This is a genomic window from Bacillus cereus group sp. BfR-BA-01311 (genome assembly GCF_022664295.1).
Taxonomy (GTDB): Bacteria; Bacillota; Bacilli; order Bacillales; family Bacillaceae_G; genus Bacillus_A; species Bacillus_A cereus.
In genome coordinates this window covers 261,920-280,715 of the sequence record NZ_JAKUHC010000005.1, presented here as the reverse complement: position 1 = coordinate 280,715, position 18,796 = coordinate 261,920, and the positions used below count along the sequence as shown (strand labels likewise).

Genomic DNA, 18,796 nt, shown 5'->3' with positions numbered 1-18,796 from the left:
TTTTACACTGTATTCCTTAACAACATTTCGGTACAATACAAATACAACGATTTTAAATGAGGTGATGTTCATGGCAAAGCGCTATGAAAATATGGATAATGTTAGTACAAAAAAATCAATTCGCTCTTTTTTACGCTGGCGTAAAGAACGAAAGCAAAACAAAAAAGATTTTTCTTTCTTAGTAGAACAATCACCCGTTAAACAAAGTGCATTTTTGCAAAGTAATGTTGAAAAAACGACTATCACATGGATTGGGCATTCCACTTTTCTTATCCAAACGAATGGACTTAATATATTAACAGATCCAGTATGGGCTAATAAATTAAAGCTAGTTCCAAGACTTACAGAACCTGGACTCTCTATAGAAGCACTACCTAAAATTGATATTGTCCTTATTTCACATGGTCATTATGATCATTTAGATTTTTCAACTCTTCGTCAGTTGAATGATGATGTTCTATATCTTGTACCTATTGGATTAAAAAAATTATTTACTCGTAAGAAATTTAAACATGTAGAAGAGTATAAATGGTGGGAAAGTACGATAATTAACGAAGTTTCTTTTCACTTCGTACCCTCTCAGCACTGGACGAGAAGATTCTTATTTGATATGAATACGTCTCACTGGGGTGGATGGATTATTGATAATGAAACGACTATGGAAACCATATATTTTTGTGGTGACAGTGGCTATTTCCAAGGTTTCAAAGAAATTGGTGAACGCTTTTTAATTGATATTGCTCTTATGCCCATTGGCGCTTATGAACCAGAATGGTTTATGAAAGTATCTCATGTTTCACCTGAAGAGGCCGTGCAAGCTTATTTAGATTTAAACGCTACGCATTTTATACCAATGCATTACGGAGCTTTTGCACTCGCCGATGAAACACCTCGTGAAGCAATAACTAGACTTCGAAATAATTGGAATTTGCGCATGTTACCGTGGGAACAACTGCATGTACTCTTTTTAGGTCAAACTTTTATTTATAGTAACGCAACAAATAATAAGCAAATAAACGAAAAAATTGAAACTTTACATGTGTAACGTAATGACTGATTTTCTATATCCAACATATAATATAGAAAATCCTATAGTGAAACTTTAATTAGTGGGTTTTCTTCATCCCCACTGATTATTTGCCTTCACCAATCAAGCTTTTACGGGCAGCCCGCTACCTAACCTCTTTGCTCCAGCTAAATTTGAGGTAGAGAGTTTTACTGTCCACAAATAGCGGGATAAAGGGTGTTTTCTATGAATGAATATTTACAGACTCGCTATATCATTAGCGGTAGTGCCTGTGTAGCTCTTCTTATTTCTTACTTTCTATTTACATAAAAAAGCTACTTGAAATATATTTTCAAGTAGCTTTTTTATTACTCTGCTAAATACATAAATCCGATTGCGCCCGGACCTGTATGAGTACTAATAATAGGCGTTGTATAGAAAATTTCTGATTGAGCAAATCCACTTACTTTTTCAACCGCCGCTTTCATACTTTCAGCTAAAGGAATTGCTTTCGCATGCGGAATTGCAACAGCTTTTACGACTTTTCCAGCCGTATCTTGCTCAAATAACTTAGCTAATGTTTTTACAATTTGGCCTTGGCTACGAACTTTCGTTACAGGATTATAAACACCGTCTTCAAGACTAGCAATTGGCTTTATATTAAGTAGAGAACCGATAAACGCTTTTCCTTTACCGATACGTCCACCCTTCACTAAGTTTTCTAATGTATCCACTACTACATATAAACGAGTATTCTTTCTTACTTCATCTACACGTTTTAAAATTTCTTCTAGTGAGCGTCCGTCATTTGCCATTTTTGCAGCTTCAATTACTTGATATGCTAAAGCATGTGTAATAAATTGAGAATCAACAACTGTTACTTTTGTATCAGTCATTGATGCAGCGCTATTTGCAGTTGCTACAGTACCGCTCATTCCACTTGTCATATGGATAGAAAGGACTTCGCTTCCATCTTCCCCTAGCTTGTCATACATTTCTACAAATGTACCCATAGCTGGTTGTGATGTTTTTGGTAATTCCTCTGATTTAATCATTTCTTCAATAAATTCGTCAGGTTGTAAATCAACGCGATCTAAATATGTTTGTCCATTTACAGAGATTGATAATGGTAAAACATGAATGTCATACTTTTCGATTACGTCTTGTGATAAATCTGCCGTTGAATCTGTTACAATTTTAATTTTTTGCATACTATACTTCTTCCCTTTCCAATACGCTCTCCTTGTTATTATACTAGTATTCCCATTGCTTTCAACAATTTGGAACGAAATTTCATCAAATTAATTATATTTTCATATCTAAAATGAAAAAGACAGAGTTTACTAACCCTGTCCGTACTTCGTATCATGCATTTTTTTCAAGGGTATTTGTTTTATATACATTTAAATAATCATTCCACTTCAAACAATTTTGTAAATATTCACGGAAAGAATACGAAAATCTTGGGTGTTTTTGTTTTTGAATTTTTGCAATAAATAATTGAAGACGAGACTGAATTAGAAACGATAATGGATGCTGTGCCTGTAGGACAGGGATTTCGAATATTTTAATGCAATCCCCTGTTGAATGAGTGAAATAAAAACTTTTCGTAATCACAATATCAATCCTCTTTTTCATTGGATTTTTGAACTTCCTCTACTTTGCGCTGTAACACGTTGTTTAAAGTGGAGTAAAATCAGACTTATATGATTTCTGTAGTCCTTATGGCTAGAAGATTTATACTCTATTCATCTCCACCTAATTCACCTTCCCGTCCTAAATATCTCTGAGACGGGAATCTCATTATCCATCAATTGTTTAATACATTTAGTATAAGCTTATAAAAGCGCAAAGTTTGTCTAAATTTTGGAGATTCTATAATTTTTTTCTTCTATATATTGTATACGTTTATAGCTATAGTATAACAAATAAATAAAAAAGTGCCTTTATAGCGAGGCACTTTTCGACTGCATTTCTTCTCTTTTCTTTTTCCTCTTACTAACAACCTTTGATAACGCAATACTTACTTCATAAATACAAATAAGCGGCACTGCAACTAAACTATGAGATAAAAAGTCTGGCGGTGATATACAAGATGCAATGATAATTAATGCTACGTAAGCATACCTTCTTATTTTTATTAAAAATTCCGCCGTAAGTATTCCAATACTAGTTAAAAACATTACAACGACTGGCAATTCAAAAATCACAGCAAATGGAACTGTTAAATTAAGTACAAAATGGAAATACTTTTCTGTCGTAAACATCGTATTAAACATTTCATTACCTATCGTAGTTAAAAAGTGAAATAGAAACGGCATTACAATAAAGTATCCAAAACATAAACCTGCAATAAATAATATAGACAATACCGGTATATACATTATTGTCATCTTTTGTTCATTTGGATGTAAACCCGGTTTTACAAATAACCAAATTTGTATAGCAGCAAAAGGAATTGTACAAACGATAGCAAATACTGTAGCAATCGAGAAAAAAATCCACAATACATCACTTGGACCGAGAACAGTTAATTTCATTGGTAAATCTTTTACAAGCCAAAAATAAATATCCTTTGTAAAAGTAAATCCAATAATTAAAAATAGTACAAAGGATAACACCGTATATATTACTCTTTTTCGAAGCTCAACAATATGTTCTACTACGCTCATTTCCCGATTTTCCATCTCGTTCACCACACTTTATTTATCCATTACAAGGAAAATACACTACATTTTTTCTTTCTTTTCCTTTTCTTGAAATGCGTCATCTGTCAATTCTTTCGTTGATTTTTTAAACTCTTTTAACGTTTCCCCTAAAGCCTTCCCGATTTCCGGCAATTTTTTAGGTCCAAATAAAATGAGTACTGCTACTAAAATTAAAATTAACCCTGGAAAGCCAATATTTGAAAACATTTCCCCATCCCCTTTATTAGTAGTTTCCTTGTCCTACTATTACATAATTTTATTTTGTCAAAAAAGTTTGAAAACGTCAACAAATCCATTGTCTTTTGTCAAAAAAATTCAAAAATATAATCAATTATACAAATTTCATTTTCTATTGCTCTTGTGTATGATATGGTAAGGGAAATGACATATTATTTTATGATAGTAGAAAGGATTTGCATTATGACTGAAAAAATGACAAGAATGACCCAATTTGTAAAAGAAGAAATTGCAAATGCAATTACACATGGTATCGGTGCCATTTTAAGCATCCCTGCCTTAATCATATTGATTATTCATGCTTCTAAGCACGGTACCGCATCAGCCGTAGTTGCATTTACTGTTTATGGTGTAAGTATGTTCTTACTGTACTTGTTTTCAACATTGCTACATAGCATTCATCATCCTAAAGTAGAAAAAATATTTACTATTTTAGATCATTCAGCCATTTACTTATTGATTGCTGGCACGTATACTCCTTTTCTACTTATTACACTTCGTGGCCCATTAGGATGGACGTTGCTTGCTATAATATGGACACTAGCAATCGGAGGTATCGTCTTCAAAATTTTCTTTGTACGTCGCTTTATTAAGGCATCAACGCTATGTTATATCATAATGGGATGGCTCATAATCGTTGCTATTAAACCACTTTATGAAAATCTAACTGGACATGGTTTTTCACTACTTTTAGCAGGTGGCATTTTATATTCTGTCGGAGCTATATTCTTCCTTTGGGAAAAGCTACCTTTCAACCATGCCATATGGCACCTGTTCGTTTTAGGTGGTAGTGCGATGATGTTCTTCTGTGTACTCTTTTATGTCTTACCTACAGCATAATAAAAAGGATTCAGCTTACGATAAGCTGAATCCTTTTTTATTACTTATGTAATTGTGATGCAATAACTTCCTGTGTATGCTTCGTTAATTCTTTAATGTCCATATTCGCATAATCTTCAGGTGTAATCGGCTTAGAAATTGTTACTGTTGCATGAGCTGGCTTCATACGATTTCCATTTGCTTCAAACATCTTATATGTACCATCTAACGTTACAGGTAAAATTGCTACACCTGACTTTACTGCAAGGTGAAAACTACCAGCCTTAAACTCTCCAACTTCGCCACCCTTACTTCTCGTTCCTTCAGGGAAAATTACGATAGAATGTCCATTCTTTAATAGTTCAATTCCATCTTTAATCGCTTGAAGAGATTGACGACGATCGCTACGATCCATAAATACACAATTCATCAGTTCCATCCAAGTTGGTACAACTGGGAACTTTTTAATCTCTGCTTTTGAAACGAATCCAATTGGTTTATTTAAGTAACCTAGTAAAACAGGGATATCCATATTACTTTGGTGATTACTTACAACTAGTACTGGCTTGTCTTTCGGAACATTTTCAAGTCCTTTCACTTCTACTGCCCCTCCAGCTACACGTACCATTTTCTTACCAAACCAATTTGTCGTTTTATACACAGCATTGTCTTTTTCTTTTGGCGCCATCGTATTTACTTGTCTTTTAAGACGCCACATTCTCGGTGTAATCGCAATTACGATTAAAATTAAATAAAAGATTTTAAAAAACGTTTGAATCATACAGAACCCCCACCTATTATCATTCCGACCTTCATTATACTAGACAAACGAAGGAAAAAGAAGAAAAAAAGTCCAAACAGCAAGTGTTCGGACTTTTTAAGCATTCTATATTAGAAACGTTTTGCTAATTCACGAGCATTAGCAATTGCTGCTTCTTTAATTTCTTGTGCTTTTTCAGGGTTTGCATTCATGCCTTCAACTGCAATATATTCAGTATCATTCACACCGACAAATCCTAATACAGTCTTTAAGTGATTACGACCGAAGTCTACAGCTGCGTATGCTCCTTCAGAATATACGCCACCTGTTGCTTGAATGTGAAGTGCTTTTTTACCTTCTAATAAGCCGACTGGACCATTTTCAGTATATTTGAATGTTTTACCTGCGATTGCTACGTTATCTAAGTATGCTTTTACTACTGGTGGATAGCTAAAGTTCCACATTGGAGTTACGAATACATAACGATCTGCATTCATAAATGTTTCTAAGTTTGTGTTCATTGCTGCTACTTTTTGTTGTTGAACTTCAGTTAAAGCTTCAAAACCTTCACCTGCTGCAAATTTACCCCAAGCAGCAAATACATCTGCATCAATTGCTGGTACTGTAGTGTTGAATAAATCAATTGTTACAACTTCGTCTTGTGGATGTTCGTTTTTATAAGCTTCGATGAAAGCTTCCCCTACTGCCATTCCGAAAGAACCTTCTGCTGAATTTGGATTTGCTGTAATAAATAGTACTTTTGTCATTGTATTCTCTCCCTTTTTTCTCTTTATCTTTAATTCAAGATTTGTTTTTTAAAAGTTAATAACTTACCTTATGTAAGTATAATATAAAAAGTTTTAATCAATGTCAATAAAAAATAGCTACTTTTTTTTCGTAAGTTAATGATTTACTTTGTTTCCTTAAAATTTAGTATACAGATATTACAAACTCTTTCATATAAAAAGGCTACCTCTACAACCTATAGAGATAGCCTTCTATTACATATTATTTTTGAAATACATGTTTTACTTTTTCAGCTGGAATATTACTTCCGCCTCTACCTTTTACATCTTCAATCATCATTGTAATGACCATATCTGGCGAATTTAAATCAAATGCAGCGAACCAACCTAGTTCTTTTCCTTCGGCCTCTTTTGATACTTTTAATTCCGCTGTACCTGTTTTTCCAGCAAGAGTCATACCATCAATTTTAGCAATTTTCCCTGTACCATCTGGATCATTAATTACTTTCGTCATTGCAGTTTTTAATATATCCTGATTTCCTTTAGAAATTACATTTTCTTTCCAAGCTTTTGGTTGTTTATCTGTTTTAATAATATACGGTGACGGAATCGTTCCATCATTTACAATTGGCGCATACGTTAAAGCTAAATGAAGAGGAGTCATTAATACTTGTCCTTGTCCATATCCCGTATCTGCCATTTGAATATCATTTTTAATGCCGTCATTTGCAATTTTAGAAGCAGGGAATCCATATTCAATTGGTAGTTTCTCATCGAATCCGAATTTTTTTGCTTCACTCATAAACTTGTCTTTTCCGATTTTCAAAGCTTCTTGTGCGAAGTAAATATTATCCGAGTATTTCATCGCCTTATCAAGATCAATCGGATTTGCATCTTTCACACGCGTTACATAGTAATTACCCCAAGAAGAATCTTTTGTCCATTTTAATCCTTCAATTTTCAACTCTTCTTTTGGATCAATTGTTTTCGTTTCAAGACCAATTGCAGCTGTAATAGGTTTAAATACAGAACCTGGTACCGACAATTGTGTAAAGCGATTTGTCATTGGTTTTTTCGGATCATTATTCCAAGCTTCGCGTTGTGCCTTCGATGTCCCTCGTGCAATTATATTAGGATCATATGCTGGACTACTTACTAGTGCAATTGTTTCTCCACTTTTCGGATTAATTGCTGCACTTGAACCAGCTTCGCCCTTCATTTCATTATACGTTTTTTCTTGAACAACACTATCAATAGTTAAAGTTACATTTTCTCCATCAACAGCATCTGTTTTTGCCAAGTTTTTAATTTCTTTTCCTTGCGCATCTTCTACAAAGACACGGCCACCTTTTTTACCGCGTAGCTTTTCCTCTAATACTTGCTCTAAACCAGCTTTACCAACTGGGTCATCAGCTTGATAGCCTTTCTTTTGTAGCGTTTTTAAATCTTCAGCATTTACCTTTCCAATATAACCAGTCAGATGAGCTGCCGCTTCCCCTAACGGATATGTACGAACATTTACAGGTTTTGTTGAAACACCTGGTAAATCAATGTACGTATTTTGTGTTGCCCCTTCAGGCAAAATTCCAATTGGTACGAGATACCCTGGTTTTACCCATTTAGCAGCTAATTTTTGATCAATTTCTTCTACAGACATATTTAATAACTTCGCTACTGTTTCTTTCGTTTGCGGAGCAGTATCGCCTAACTTTTCAGGAATCAATCCGATTTCAGAAGCTTTCCCATTCGTTGCAAGACCTTTTCCATTACGATCGTATATTTCACCACGTTTTGGCTGTGTTGTCTGCATACGCACTTTACTATCTTTCGTCATGCCTGGGAAAATAAAATCAGGAGTCCAATCTATTTTCCAAGATTCTTTATCTCCATCTTTTTCTTTCACCATTTTTGCTTCATGACCAAATGTAATTTTACCACCAACTGTATCCATGCTTACTTTAAAAGGAACAGGGCCTTCATCTTTTTTATCTTCTTTTACTTCCCCTGTTTCTACCTTTAAGTCTTTCACTTCGATACCAGAATAAATTTTTTCATATTTCTCAGTAAACTCTTTCTTTGAAATATCTTTTTTTGCATTTTTTGATAGTTGATCATACATATCTGCAAATTTTTGTTTATTCCACGCTTTTACATATGTATCAAACGCTTCTTGTGGTTTTTCTTCTTTACCACATCCAACTAACATGAATGTTAAGCAAAGAAAAAGAATCCCCCATATCTTTCTCAATCGATTCTCCTCCTCTTTCTATATTAGTACTTTTGAAAATTTTAGCATTTTTACATGCTACCTATCATTATAGCACTATCGAATCTCATCTATAAACTTATATTGGTGAATATAAATAAAAAGATTGATGCGAATTCTCACATCAATCTTTTTTATTATTGTTGTTTCTCATATACATGGTAATAATACGTATATGGGTTTTTTTCATCCGTTAAACCTTTTTCTACAAAAATCTCTTTCCAATTTGTCATATCTATTTCTGGGAAGAATGTATCTCCTTCAAATGCATGATGGATTTTTGTTATATATAACTTGTCTACATAAGGTAAAAAGAGGTCGTAAATTTGCGCTCCACCAAAAATAAAAATCTCTTCTTCATTTTTACATAGTTCAAACACTTCTTCTACAGAATGAACAACTTCACAACCTTCAACATGATACCCTTCATTACGAGTTACAATAATATTACGTCTTCCAGGCAGTGGTCTACCAATCGCTTCATAGTTCTTTCTTCCCATAATAAGCGGGTGACCCATCGTTGTTTTCTTCACGTATTGTAATTCACTCGGTAAACGCCAAGGTAAATTATTATCTTTACCAATTACTCTATTTTCGTCCATAGCGACCATAAATGAAACAATCATTTTTTCATCTCCTCTACAATTATACTGCAACCGGTGCTTTAATTGCTGGATGCGGATCGTATCCTTCAATCGTTAAATCTTCCATTTCAAAATCGAAAACAGATTTCACATCTGGATTTAATGTAAGTTTCGGGAATGGACGTGGTTCACGTGCCAATTGCTTTTCTACTTGTTCAAAATGATTTGTATAAATGTGTGCATCACCAATTGTATGAACAAATTCTCCCACTTCAAGTCCGCATTCATGTGCAATTAAATGTGTTAGTAGTGAGTAACTTGCAATGTTAAATGGAATTCCAAGGAATATGTCACCACTTCTTTGATATAACTGACAAGAAAGCTTTCCATCTGCTACATAAAACTGGAATAGCGTATGACAAGGCGGTAAGGCCATACTTGGTACATCTTCTGGATTCCAGGCAGAAACGATTAAACGACGTGAGTCTGGTGTTTTTTTAATCATTTCAATTACATCTTTTAATTGATCAAGTGTCTCACCAGCTGTCGTTTTCCAAGCACGCCACTGTTTACCGTAAACGTCTCCTAAATAACCATATTTATTTGAGAACTCATCATCTTCTAAAACGTTCTTTTTAAACAATTCCATTTGCTCGTCGTACTGTACTTTAAATTCTTCATCTTGTTGTGAGCGAAGACCAAAATCAGTCATGTCAGGACCAGTATACTCATCACTTTCTACCCAGCTCTTAAAAGCCCATTCATTCCAAATGTTATTATTATGCTGCAATAAATAGCGAATATTTGTATCACCTTTCATAAACCAAAGCAGTTCACTTGCTACAAGGCGAAACGGTACTCTCTTTGTTGTTAATAAAGGAAAACCTTTACTTAGATCAAAACGCATTTGATATCCAAATACAGATACAGTGCCTGTCCCTGTACGGTCTTCTTTCTTCGTACCATGTTCCATTACATGGCGGCATAAATTTAAGTATTCATTTTCAGCATGTTTCATATGTAGGAAAACCTTCTTTCAATCGTATATGCAATTTATCATAACATGAAAAATGATAAATTTAATAATCCTAATTAATAAAATTTCTTGCGCTAATTCTTACAAAATTATTAACTTTCCAAATATAAAAAGGTTTTCATTTTCTATTACCGAAAGTATAGTGCGGTAGAACAAAATTTATATTTGGAGGTTAGAAGTATGTCTAAAATTGAAACGCCTGTTATGACTTCTTTACAAACAACGGCTGAAAAAATGATGAAGGATTTAAATGTTCCTGGTGCTGCTGTCGCTGTTATAAAAGACGGTGAAGTTATTATTTCAGAAGGTTTCGGCTATCGTAATATAGAAACAAAAGAGGCTGTTACACCGAATACTCGATTCGCAATCGGTTCCTCAACGAAAGCATTTGGCACACTTTCATTAAGCTTGTTAGCACAGCAAAAAAAGTTTAATTGGGATACCCCTATCCAGTCTTATATACCTAACTTTACTTTATCTGAACTACTTGCTAGCTCACAAGTTACAGGACGGGATTTAGCTTCTCATCGAACTGGAGTGAGTCGTCATGAGGCTCTTTGGTACAGTTCTTCCTTATCTCGAAAAGATCTCGTTGAAAAAATAAAACATTTACCACTTGATGCACCGTTCCGAACTGCATTTCTATATAACAATTTAATGTATGCAACAATTAGCTACATTGTTGAAAACATTACAAATCAAACGTGGGAGCAATACACTACAGAACATATTTTAGAACCTTTAAATATGAGACATACAAACTTCTCTGTTAACGATTCACAAACTACAGATGATTACGCTTTACCTTACATTGAAAATGACGGTGAAATAAAAGCAGTTCCATTCCGTAACATCGATACAGTTGGCGCTGCTGGGTGTATTAATTCCACAATTGAAGATATGGCAAATTGGGTACTTCTCCACTTAAATGAAGGAAAATTTGGAGATCATGAATTAATCTCCTCTGAATTATTACAACAAATGTATACACCACACAATTCAATTCCAGACCAACCGGTTTTATCACTCCCTGAATCTCCATTAAATAGTTACGGTCTTGGTTGGTTTATTAGCGCTTATCGTGGTAAAAAAGTGATTCATCATGGCGGTAATATCGATGGATTTTCAGCGCTTGTTTCATTCATACCAACAGAAAACATAGGCCTTGTCATTTTAACGAATGCTGGAGGAACATTACTTCCTACTTATCTCGCTAATCAAATTTATGACGAACTACTTGAATTAGAATCCATTGATTGGCATAAACGTGCTGTAGAAGATACTAAAAAAATGAAGGAAATGATGAAAGAAGCAACTGAATCCCTCCCTGAACAAATTAAAGGGACTACACCTTCGCACAAGTTAGAGGATTATACTGGTACTTTTGAACATCCTGCATACGGAACATTACAAGTATACAAACGAGATGATTCGTTATATGTACAATTTATGGAAATGGATATTCAATTAGGGCATCATCATTACGACATCTTCTCTGCAAAAGTTGACTTATTCCAAATGAAAATGAGCTTATTATTCGCTTATGAAATGAATGTAAGTGGTGAATTCCCATCCCTTCAGTTACATGTACCAGCTACATTAAGTACTCAGCCGCTTACATTTAAGAAAATTAAATAAGTATTTTGATGGTAAAAAATAAAGGTAGGTGCGAATCACACCTACCTTTTCTATTTCATATCAATCTTATCTGATTGGAACCAAATTGGCTTCGATAACTCAAAGTTATTATGATCCTCTAAAACTATAGTAAGGCGCTCTAACATATCATCTAACATATGCGGCGCTGCTCGTAATGTCCAGACAACTGAGGAGAAAACTGTCATACCAACGTACACCGTGTATAATTTCCAGAATTCCTCTGGTATTTTTCTATTAAAGTATCCTTCTATTTGTCCGATTGAATACGGAATACTAATGTCCCTTGCAAACAGTGCAATTTTCACAAAATCATGAAGTGGATCGCCCCAATCGTAGCCATTAAAATCAACAACACCTACATATTTTCCATCCCGTACAATTATATTTTCTAAGTGAAAATCATCGTGTTGAAATCGATTTGGGCGGTTCTTTAAATATATTTCATTTTCTTCAATAAACTTTATGATTTTATCATCATTTTTTATGTTTATTCCACATGTTTTATATGCCTCTAAATATTTACTATGTTTTTTCATTGCTCTTTCATACCATGGAAGTATATTATTAGGAGCTTCATATGTATGCATTTTTGCTAAATCTTTCCCTGCCTCTATACCAATATCATATTGTTCTTTTGGTGAATACGTAGGCAATAACTTCTTCGCATCTTCCCCTTCTAAATACGAAAAGATGCCATAGCATAAACCTTCTTCTGCCAACAAACCTATTTCAATTGGTTTTTGTGCTTGCACACTACGATTTTGCATTTCATTTAAAATTTGAAACTCTATTTTCTTTCTTTCATACTCTTTTATATCGCCTGTCCGCAATAAATATTTATCATTATTCGCACTCGTAATTATATATTTCTTATCAGGTGAAAAACCTTTAGAAATTTCTTTAATATCCACTGCATTTTTTACTATTTGTATATTGTTTTGCCATGCTGTAATTATCTTCATATCTATTCCCCTTACATTTCTGCATTTGGTGTATAGGCAACTTCTACAATAAATCCATTCGGATCGTAAAAATCAATCGTATAGTAACCTTCCGAATAATGATTCATTTCAATTGGACCACGTATTACCTTCACTTTCGTACTAGAAAGAAAATCTGCTACTTCCTCAACTACTTCTCTATGAATAGCTTGATAACAAATATGTCTAGGCCCTAACGTCCTTACAATTTCCTCATCTACTTCTTTAAAGTATATTTCACTTTCTCCTGTGCTATATGCTATTTCATTTAACTTTCTCCACCCAATTATGGAAAACAACTTATTATAAAAAGAAATGGATTCCTCTAAATTTGCTACCCAAAATTCAATATGATGAATGCCTGCTCGCAGTGTATTCATATTAAGAATACGCTCCTTGTACTACTTGCACAATTTCCATCGGCTTATGAACCATGTAATCTGGTGCATCTTTTTCACTGTTTCAATAACATCATATCCCCAAGATACCCAAATTACGTTCACTCCAGCCTTTTTACACGCTGCTACGTCTCGCTGTTCATCACCGACATATAACATATCTTTCTCTGTTATTTTTTTTGATTTCAAAAATCTTTTTATCATTTTATCTTTACCAAACAAATTTTTAGAACAATACACTTTTTGAATATTTTCGATACTATTCTTGTGTAAAAACGCCCGAATATGCTCTTCTGAGTTCGATGATATGACTGCAATTCCGTAGCCTTTTTTATGTAGTTCATCTAATACTTCTTTCATCCCATGGAACAAAACGAGATTTTTTATAGCAGGCTGATATAATTTATAAAATTCCAACGCTAATATCGGTAGTTTATACAGTGGTACATTAAGTTGTTTACATCTCTCTGGCATCGTTAATTTACGTAAATGTTCAATTTCGTCTTCCTTTACTGCTTTATACCCATGTTTTTCAGCAAGTTGATTATAAATCGGTACAAATATATTTTGTGAATCTACTAATGTGCCATCAAAGTCAAAAACAATATATTTTTGCATTCCCATACTCCCTTTGCTTCTTTTTTCTAAACCTATGTTATTCAACAACATAGTTGTCTGTCCCTTCTATAAAAATAAAAAAGAACAAGATTTTCTCTTGTTCTTTTTAAGACAACCATTTCGGTGGTACATTCGTATTCCAATAAATATTTCCTAACTCATGATGTCCAGAGTATCCATCATCAAAACGGTGGTAATGGAAATTAAAATAATAACCATCTTGCGGTGGATGATCTCTTCTTACATGGAAACGCAATAAATCATTTCCAGATTTCGTATCGTAGACGTGAAAAATCTTCTCATTATTTCCACCAGCTGGTTTTTGAGAAATCGCTAATGATTGTAGTGAATCTTCTGGTACATCACTAGCAAGCTCAGCAATTGCCTCTTCAATTTTCGGTAATATTACATCTTTAAACTCATCTTCAATTACTGGACCAATTTTAGTACCAAACTTTTGCATCGACTGCTTCTCTGCTTCTTGCATTGCATAAGTAATAAAAGTATCGGTGGTTAACCTGTCATTCGTTTCTTCATATGTATAGGACGTGCTCTCCAAACTTTGTTGCCCAGCTGTGCTCGTAGGCTTGTCCGCAGCTTTGGCATTATCAAGTAATATGGAAGGAGGCGTCACTAAACCAAATGTAAACACGGTAATTAATGCGACTAAGGTTTTTCTAAACCAATTTGGCATTTATGTTCCCTCCCCTTTCACTCATTATTTTTTATATAACGGTGGTTTCTTCTATTATACAAAATGATTGTAATTTTTGCACTTTACAATTTTGTTAACGTTCACATATTTTTCACTTGAATATGAAATTGTAAGATTTCATACAATAAAAATACAACAACAATAAGGAGGCGATCAGATGACTTTAGATGTCATGTATTCCGCCGCAAGTATACTCGTTTTAGTATATTTTATTTATCAATGTGTTACAGACTAGAAAAAGAGCCGTCAATGGCTCTTTTTTAATGGTACAAATACAATCCATACAATTAATAAAATAAAAACAACGCTGCCTACCACAGCTGGCAATAAATAAAACTGTGAAAGTATAACTATTCCATATAAAAGTATTGCTGGTAGTAGTAAATAACGATCTGCCTTCCATCTTAACAATAGTAATTTCCCTTCATCACAATATAAACGAAGAAACATCTTATTCGTAAATTCATTCCAATAATCACGTGCATAGCGAGAAATTGCAACTACAGCAAATACGAGAACAATAGCTGCAATCCACCTTGGAGTCATAATTATACTTGCAGTACTGATACATACAATTTGAATATAAAATATTCGTGCAGTACTTGTACGGAAAAATTCTTTCAAAAAAGATTCGACAATACGAGAATCAGCTTTTTTCCCTAAAAGTCTTTTAGAGCGCGGAAACATCCACGGTTTTTTATTCGAACTACTCGGTTTAGCCGCATGACCACCAACTTGCATAATTCCGCTCGTCCAGCGCATGCTTTCCTCCTTTTCTTTCTCGATTTCCTTAAAAAAGAACTTTTTATAATTTATTTTCTCTTTTACTAATACACTACTTAAGAAAATTACTAGACCGATAAATAGAATTGAATACAACGGATTTTTATAAATAAAAAATAAACTAATTCCAAAAAAGGACACGCTCATAGAAAATACTACATTTTTTACAATCCATAAAACCCATCGTTTCCCCACATGTACATGAACAAATCTCGTTAACAACGACAACATAAATCGAAATATAGTAAAGAATACCCAAAATAATAGGACTTGTATCTCTGTTACTTCGATACTTTTCATCAACACTGGTAACATAATAACGACTACTATTATATTCGTTATCCCTATTCGAACAAATGTGTACATCATGCCATACTGGACTAATTTTCGCATATGTGTTGCATACGAAATTAAAAATAAACTATCCGCTTGCTCAAAAAATGAACGAACTCCTCTTGGATATGTTACTAGATAAAATGCGAGTAATCCTAATCCGAAATAAATCGTCTCTTCCGTTGATAATTCATTTATCCATAGCGATCGATAATAGATTCCCATAAATATAAGTGCTGGAATAATAATATATAATGCGACTGTCCAATCTGTTACCGAACGTATAGACTTCCATTTCCGCTCAAGTTCATGGCGTAATCTCTTATAAAATTGTTGTTTAATCATGTTGTTCACGCCTTACAATTACATCAAAGCAGTCTAATAATGAACTACCCGGCATTTCCGCTAATATTTGAATAGATTCTAAATGTCCATCTGCGACTAATGTACCTTGTGAAATGAGTAAAAATCTTTCACAAATTTTTTCAGCAGTATCTAATACGTGCGTACAAAGTAAAATTCCTGCCCCGCGCTCTTTTTCTTTATATAAATAATTTAAAAACTCTTTCGTAGCTACTGGATCTAAACCGATAAAAGGTTCGTCAATGATATAAAAATCTGGCTCAGTTAAAAACGCCAATATTAGCATAGATTTTTGTTTCATGCCTTTTGAAAACTTTGATAAATACTCATGTTTATGCTTATTCATTCGAAAAGTATGTAATAATTGTTCCGCTCGTTCTTCCCAACTTCCCATTTCACTTCCACGAGCTGCCATTAATAATTCAATATGTTCCCAGAGCGTCAAGTAATCATAGTATGTTGGATGTTCTGGTACGTATGCATACGGATTTTTCTTTTCACCGAATGATATTTCACCGTCCATATTTACAAGTAATCCGAGTATCGTTTTAATCGTCGTACTTTTCCCAGCACCATTTGCTCCAATAAGAGCAACTAGTTCACCTTTTTCGATAGAAAAAGCTATATCATGAATTGTTTTTTCGCCTATTTCATATCCAGCTGAGCGGATATTTACTTTTAACATGCATTCCCCTTCTTTCCATTTCCAATACAATCAAGGAAAAGAATAACATATAACTATCTATATATCATTATAAAATATTTATTTTCATAGCAGGAAAAAACATTTTTTAACAGAATATTAAATGTTTGATTACATTTTATTGGAGTTGATAATATGTCTTTTCAAATTCGTGAAGCAACGATAGATGATATAGACGCACTTTGTTCTTTAACGAAAGAATTAAAAGGTTCCTCTATTTCCTATGAAGATATGAACAACCGCCTACAATTCGTACAAATGAGTCCGTTTGATTTTTTATATGTTTACGAGGAAGAAGAAGCTATATTTGGATTACTTGGATTTCGTATACGTAAAAATTTAGAAGATGTAACACGTTATGGAGAGATTTCAATTATTAGCGTTGATTCTAACATACGACGGAAAGGCATTGGACAAGTTTTGATGGATTATGCCGAGCAATTAGCAAAGAAACATAATTGCATTGGCACATGGCTAGTTAGTGGAACAAAAAGAGTAGAAGCTCATCCTTTTTACAAAAAATTAGGTTATGAAGTAAATGGCTACCGATTTGTAAAATATTTTTAAACTACTTTATAAAGTGAAGGGACTATAACAATGACAAACATTAAAGCAATTTTCATTGATCGTGACGGTACAATTGGTGGTGACACTACAATACATTATCCAGGATCTTTTACATTATTTCCATTCACAAAAACATCCTTGCAAAAACTAAAAGCTAAAAATATAAAAATTTTCTCTTTCACAAATCAACCCGGTATCGCAGATGGAATAGCAACTGTAGCCGATTTTGTACAAGAATTAGAAGGCTTCGGTTTTGATGGTATTTATGTATGTCCTCATAAACACGGTGATGGTTGTGAATGCCGTAAACCAAGTACAGGCATGCTGCTTAAAGCAGCAAAAAAACATGGACTTAATTTAACACAATGTGCTGTAGTTGGTGATCGTTGGACTGATATTGTTGCAGGAGCAAAAGTAAATGCGACTACGATTCTAGTCCGAACAGGCGCTGGGTATGATGCTTTGCATACGTACCGAGACAAATGGGCACATATTGAACCAAACTACATTGCAGATAACTTTGAAGATGCAACAAACTGGGTTTTAAATCAACTATAATACAAATGAAAATTTTGATTCACCCGAAATAATTTAAAACATAGTTAAAATAGCCTTTTGGCAAATAATTGTATTCCACAAAACGGATCACCTCAAAAGGTAGCAAGTTCCCTTTTGATACGCAAACATTGCAATTCAAATTATATTTTTTATTAGTAACAGCAATTAACGTAAAGAAGGAATAGCTTAGTGGCTATCCCTTCTTTATTGACTTCTATTATTTACATTTGTTATCTGTTTTTATTGAGTATTCTCATCGTTTTTATACTCCAAAATATCCCCTGGCTGACACTCCAAAGCTTTACATATCGCTTCTAATGTTGAAAAACGAACCGCTTTTGCTTTCGCATTTTTCAAAATAGAAAGATTCGCCATCGTAATTCCAACCTTCTCTGAAAGCTCCGTTACACTCATTTTTCGTTTTGCTAACATGACGTCAATATTAATAATGATTGTCATATCCGCCACCTCAAACCGTCAAATCATTTTCTGATTTTATGTGAATTGCCTCTTGTAGAAGTCGTTGGAGGATAGCAGCAAAAACGGAGATAACGAGCGAAGCAAAAACGATAATGAGTCCCACTAACCCAATAGGAGGGTCCATTTTTTTCGCTATAAAATAAAAAAGTGGCAAACTTAATACATACAAACCACTGATTGTAATTGCACAGCGCTTTATATTCTTTAACGCCTTTACTGATAATTCCGAGAACGCTGTGTTCTCATCAATGTACTGTAAAAGATTGAAAGCCTGATAAAGAGCAACGTAAAAAGGCACAGCTGCTCCATACATTACAATGAAAACAAGATATTTTATCGGAGCAATGTTAGGATACAAATTCGCTGTGAAATCCGCCATTTCCGGCACTAAAAATATGCATAAAGCAAGCACTGAAATTCCAGCAAGAAAAATAATTACTTTTAAGAACATTGTTGAACTTCGTTTAAGATTCATTT

At 33.9% G+C, this 18,796-nt stretch carries 21 protein-coding genes and 1 pseudogene; 5 read left to right on the top strand and 17 right to left on the bottom strand.

The genetic code is table 11. The annotated features are described in order from the left end of the window. Positions 1-70 precede the first annotated feature (70 nt). Complete coding sequence (locus tag MR136_RS14615) at positions 71-1,045, top strand: MBL fold metallo-hydrolase (RefSeq protein WP_001129633.1); 975 nt, start codon at positions 71-73, stop codon at positions 1,043-1,045. Between the two features lie 329 nt (positions 1,046-1,374). On the opposite strand, the gene MR136_RS14610 is transcribed toward MR136_RS14615, so the two are convergent. From MR136_RS14610 to MR136_RS14595, 4 genes are all read right to left on the bottom strand, one after another. Further along, the gene (locus tag MR136_RS14610; RefSeq protein WP_001169470.1) at positions 1,375-2,217 is read right to left on the bottom strand and encodes a DegV family protein; all 843 of its coding nucleotides are present in this window, start codon (positions 2,215-2,217) and stop codon (positions 1,375-1,377) included. 154 nt (positions 2,218-2,371) lie between these two features. Next, positions 2,372-2,623 carry a DUF2535 family protein gene (locus MR136_RS14605; RefSeq protein ID WP_000629012.1) on the bottom strand — a complete coding sequence of 84 codons (252 nt, stop codon included), beginning with the start codon at positions 2,621-2,623 and terminating at the stop codon, positions 2,372-2,374. 329 nt (positions 2,624-2,952) lie between these two features. After that, positions 2,953-3,693 carry a twin-arginine translocase subunit TatC gene (tatC, locus tag MR136_RS14600; RefSeq protein WP_000431523.1) on the bottom strand — a complete coding sequence of 247 codons (741 nt, stop codon included), beginning with the start codon at positions 3,691-3,693 and terminating at the stop codon, positions 2,953-2,955. Between the two features lie 42 nt (positions 3,694-3,735). Further along, complete coding sequence (locus MR136_RS14595) at positions 3,736-3,921, bottom strand: twin-arginine translocase TatA/TatE family subunit (RefSeq protein WP_000492443.1); 186 nt, start codon at positions 3,919-3,921, stop codon at positions 3,736-3,738. Between the two features lie 213 nt (positions 3,922-4,134). Here MR136_RS14595 and trhA point away from each other — a divergent pair, with 213 nt between their 5' ends. After that, complete coding sequence (gene trhA, locus MR136_RS14590) at positions 4,135-4,791, top strand: PAQR family membrane homeostasis protein TrhA (RefSeq protein WP_000136889.1); 657 nt, start codon at positions 4,135-4,137, stop codon at positions 4,789-4,791. A gap of 40 nt (positions 4,792-4,831) precedes the next feature. Here trhA and MR136_RS14585 read toward each other — a convergent pair whose 3' ends face one another. The 5 genes from MR136_RS14585 to MR136_RS14565 form a co-directional block, all read right to left on the bottom strand. Continuing rightward, positions 4,832-5,551: a lysophospholipid acyltransferase family protein gene (locus MR136_RS14585; protein ID WP_000616577.1), complete on the bottom strand. Its 720-nt coding sequence runs from the start codon at positions 5,549-5,551 to the stop codon at positions 4,832-4,834. 110 nt (positions 5,552-5,661) lie between these two features. After that, complete coding sequence (locus tag MR136_RS14580; RefSeq protein WP_000170025.1) at positions 5,662-6,297, bottom strand: FMN-dependent NADH-azoreductase; 636 nt, start codon at positions 6,295-6,297, stop codon at positions 5,662-5,664. 241 nt (positions 6,298-6,538) lie between these two features. Then, positions 6,539-8,524 (bottom strand): penicillin-binding protein 3, encoded by a 1,986-nt coding sequence (pbpC, locus tag MR136_RS14575; RefSeq protein WP_001227248.1) that lies wholly within the window; start codon positions 8,522-8,524, stop codon positions 6,539-6,541. 155 nt (positions 8,525-8,679) lie between these two features. Next, positions 8,680-9,168, bottom strand: coding sequence for a dihydrofolate reductase (locus MR136_RS14570; protein ID WP_000637205.1), 489 nt, complete (start codon positions 9,166-9,168; stop codon positions 8,680-8,682). Between the two features lie 19 nt (positions 9,169-9,187). Then, the gene (locus MR136_RS14565) at positions 9,188-10,144 is read right to left on the bottom strand and encodes a thymidylate synthase (protein WP_000679609.1); all 957 of its coding nucleotides are present in this window, start codon (positions 10,142-10,144) and stop codon (positions 9,188-9,190) included. A gap of 198 nt (positions 10,145-10,342) precedes the next feature. Between MR136_RS14565 and MR136_RS14560 the strand changes: the two genes are divergently transcribed. Next, positions 10,343-11,800, top strand: a complete 1,458-nt coding sequence (locus MR136_RS14560) for a serine hydrolase (protein ID WP_000034322.1) — start codon at positions 10,343-10,345, stop codon at positions 11,798-11,800. Positions 11,801-11,850: 50 nt separating this feature from the next. Here MR136_RS14560 and MR136_RS14555 read toward each other — a convergent pair whose 3' ends face one another. The 6 genes and pseudogenes from MR136_RS14555 to MR136_RS14530 all read right to left on the bottom strand — a co-directional run bounded on the left by MR136_RS14555 (position 11,851) and on the right by MR136_RS14530 (position 16,696). After that, positions 11,851-12,783 carry an aminoglycoside phosphotransferase family protein gene (locus tag MR136_RS14555; RefSeq protein ID WP_000692086.1) on the bottom strand — a complete coding sequence of 311 codons (933 nt, stop codon included), beginning with the start codon at positions 12,781-12,783 and terminating at the stop codon, positions 11,851-11,853. A gap of 11 nt (positions 12,784-12,794) precedes the next feature. Continuing rightward, positions 12,795-13,181, bottom strand: a complete 387-nt coding sequence (locus tag MR136_RS14550) for a VOC family protein (RefSeq protein ID WP_001094664.1) — start codon at positions 13,179-13,181, stop codon at positions 12,795-12,797. Position 13,182: 1 nt separating this feature from the next. Beyond that, positions 13,183-13,817: pseudogene (locus MR136_RS14545) on the bottom strand (HAD family hydrolase). 106 nt (positions 13,818-13,923) lie between these two features. Next, entirely contained in the window at positions 13,924-14,511 is a 588-nt protein-coding gene (locus tag MR136_RS14540; protein ID WP_001134421.1) for a YpjP family protein, read from the bottom strand. Positions 14,512-14,778: 267 nt separating this feature from the next. Further along, on the bottom strand, positions 14,779-15,993 hold the full coding sequence (locus tag MR136_RS14535) for an ABC transporter permease (protein WP_017674124.1): 1,215 nt from the start codon (positions 15,991-15,993) through the stop codon (positions 14,779-14,781). Further along, entirely contained in the window at positions 15,986-16,696 is a 711-nt protein-coding gene (locus tag MR136_RS14530) for an ABC transporter ATP-binding protein (RefSeq protein ID WP_017674125.1), read from the bottom strand. The genes MR136_RS14535 and MR136_RS14530 overlap by 8 nt, the downstream gene beginning before the upstream one ends. Before the next feature lie 153 nt (positions 16,697-16,849). On the opposite strand from MR136_RS14530, the gene MR136_RS14525 reads away from it, so the two are divergent. Together MR136_RS14525 and MR136_RS14520 are read left to right on the top strand one after the other, a co-directional pair. Then, positions 16,850-17,281, top strand: a complete 432-nt coding sequence (locus MR136_RS14525; RefSeq protein ID WP_017674126.1) for a GNAT family N-acetyltransferase — start codon at positions 16,850-16,852, stop codon at positions 17,279-17,281. A 30-nt stretch (positions 17,282-17,311) separates the two neighbouring features. Further along, positions 17,312-17,839 (top strand): HAD-IIIA family hydrolase, encoded by a 528-nt coding sequence (locus tag MR136_RS14520; protein ID WP_061457147.1) that lies wholly within the window; start codon positions 17,312-17,314, stop codon positions 17,837-17,839. A gap of 240 nt (positions 17,840-18,079) precedes the next feature. Here the strand turns inward: MR136_RS14520 and MR136_RS14515 are convergent, their stop codons facing one another. Together MR136_RS14515 and MR136_RS14510 are read right to left on the bottom strand one after the other, a co-directional pair. Beyond that, positions 18,080-18,298, bottom strand: a complete 219-nt coding sequence (locus MR136_RS14515) for a helix-turn-helix domain-containing protein (protein WP_000152532.1) — start codon at positions 18,296-18,298, stop codon at positions 18,080-18,082. Between the two features lie 10 nt (positions 18,299-18,308). Then, positions 18,309-18,794, bottom strand: coding sequence for a DUF2975 domain-containing protein (locus tag MR136_RS14510; RefSeq protein WP_061457146.1), 486 nt, complete (start codon positions 18,792-18,794; stop codon positions 18,309-18,311). Positions 18,795-18,796 lie beyond the last annotated feature (2 nt).

Bases quoted from the DNA above. Each gene is read 5' to 3' on its own strand.
- MR136_RS14555 (WP_000692086.1), bottom strand. From the start codon at position 12,783: ATGAAGATAATTACAGCATGGCAAAACAATATACAAATAGTAAAAAAT.
- MR136_RS14530 (WP_017674125.1), bottom strand. From the start codon at position 16,696: ATGTTAAAAGTAAATATCCGCTCAGCTGGATATGAAATAGGCGAAAAA.
- MR136_RS14525 (WP_017674126.1), top strand. From the start codon at position 16,850: ATGTCTTTTCAAATTCGTGAAGCAACGATAGATGATATAGACGCACTT.
- MR136_RS14585 (WP_000616577.1), bottom strand. From the start codon at position 5,551: ATGATTCAAACGTTTTTTAAAATCTTTTATTTAATTTTAATCGTAATT.
- MR136_RS14610 (WP_001169470.1), bottom strand. From the start codon at position 2,217: ATGCAAAAAATTAAAATTGTAACAGATTCAACGGCAGATTTATCACAA.
- MR136_RS14510 (WP_061457146.1), bottom strand. From the start codon at position 18,794: ATGAATCTTAAACGAAGTTCAACAATGTTCTTAAAAGTAATTATTTTT.
- MR136_RS14580 (WP_000170025.1), bottom strand. From the start codon at position 6,297: ATGACAAAAGTACTATTTATTACAGCAAATCCAAATTCAGCAGAAGGT.
- MR136_RS14550 (WP_001094664.1), bottom strand. From the start codon at position 13,181: ATGAATACACTGCGAGCAGGCATTCATCATATTGAATTTTGGGTAGCA.
- MR136_RS14520 (WP_061457147.1), top strand. From the start codon at position 17,312: ATGACAAACATTAAAGCAATTTTCATTGATCGTGACGGTACAATTGGT.
- MR136_RS14560 (WP_000034322.1), top strand. From the start codon at position 10,343: ATGTCTAAAATTGAAACGCCTGTTATGACTTCTTTACAAACAACGGCT.
- MR136_RS14565 (WP_000679609.1), bottom strand. From the start codon at position 10,144: ATGAAACATGCTGAAAATGAATACTTAAATTTATGCCGCCATGTAATG.
- MR136_RS14535 (WP_017674124.1), bottom strand. From the start codon at position 15,993: ATGATTAAACAACAATTTTATAAGAGATTACGCCATGAACTTGAGCGG.
- trhA (WP_000136889.1), top strand. From the start codon at position 4,135: ATGACTGAAAAAATGACAAGAATGACCCAATTTGTAAAAGAAGAAATT.
- MR136_RS14615 (WP_001129633.1), top strand. From the start codon at position 71: ATGGCAAAGCGCTATGAAAATATGGATAATGTTAGTACAAAAAAATCA.
- MR136_RS14570 (WP_000637205.1), bottom strand. From the start codon at position 9,168: ATGATTGTTTCATTTATGGTCGCTATGGACGAAAATAGAGTAATTGGT.
- MR136_RS14515 (WP_000152532.1), bottom strand. From the start codon at position 18,298: ATGACAATCATTATTAATATTGACGTCATGTTAGCAAAACGAAAAATG.
- MR136_RS14595 (WP_000492443.1), bottom strand. From the start codon at position 3,921: ATGTTTTCAAATATTGGCTTTCCAGGGTTAATTTTAATTTTAGTAGCA.
- tatC (WP_000431523.1), bottom strand. From the start codon at position 3,693: ATGGAAAATCGGGAAATGAGCGTAGTAGAACATATTGTTGAGCTTCGA.
- MR136_RS14540 (WP_001134421.1), bottom strand. From the start codon at position 14,511: ATGCCAAATTGGTTTAGAAAAACCTTAGTCGCATTAATTACCGTGTTT.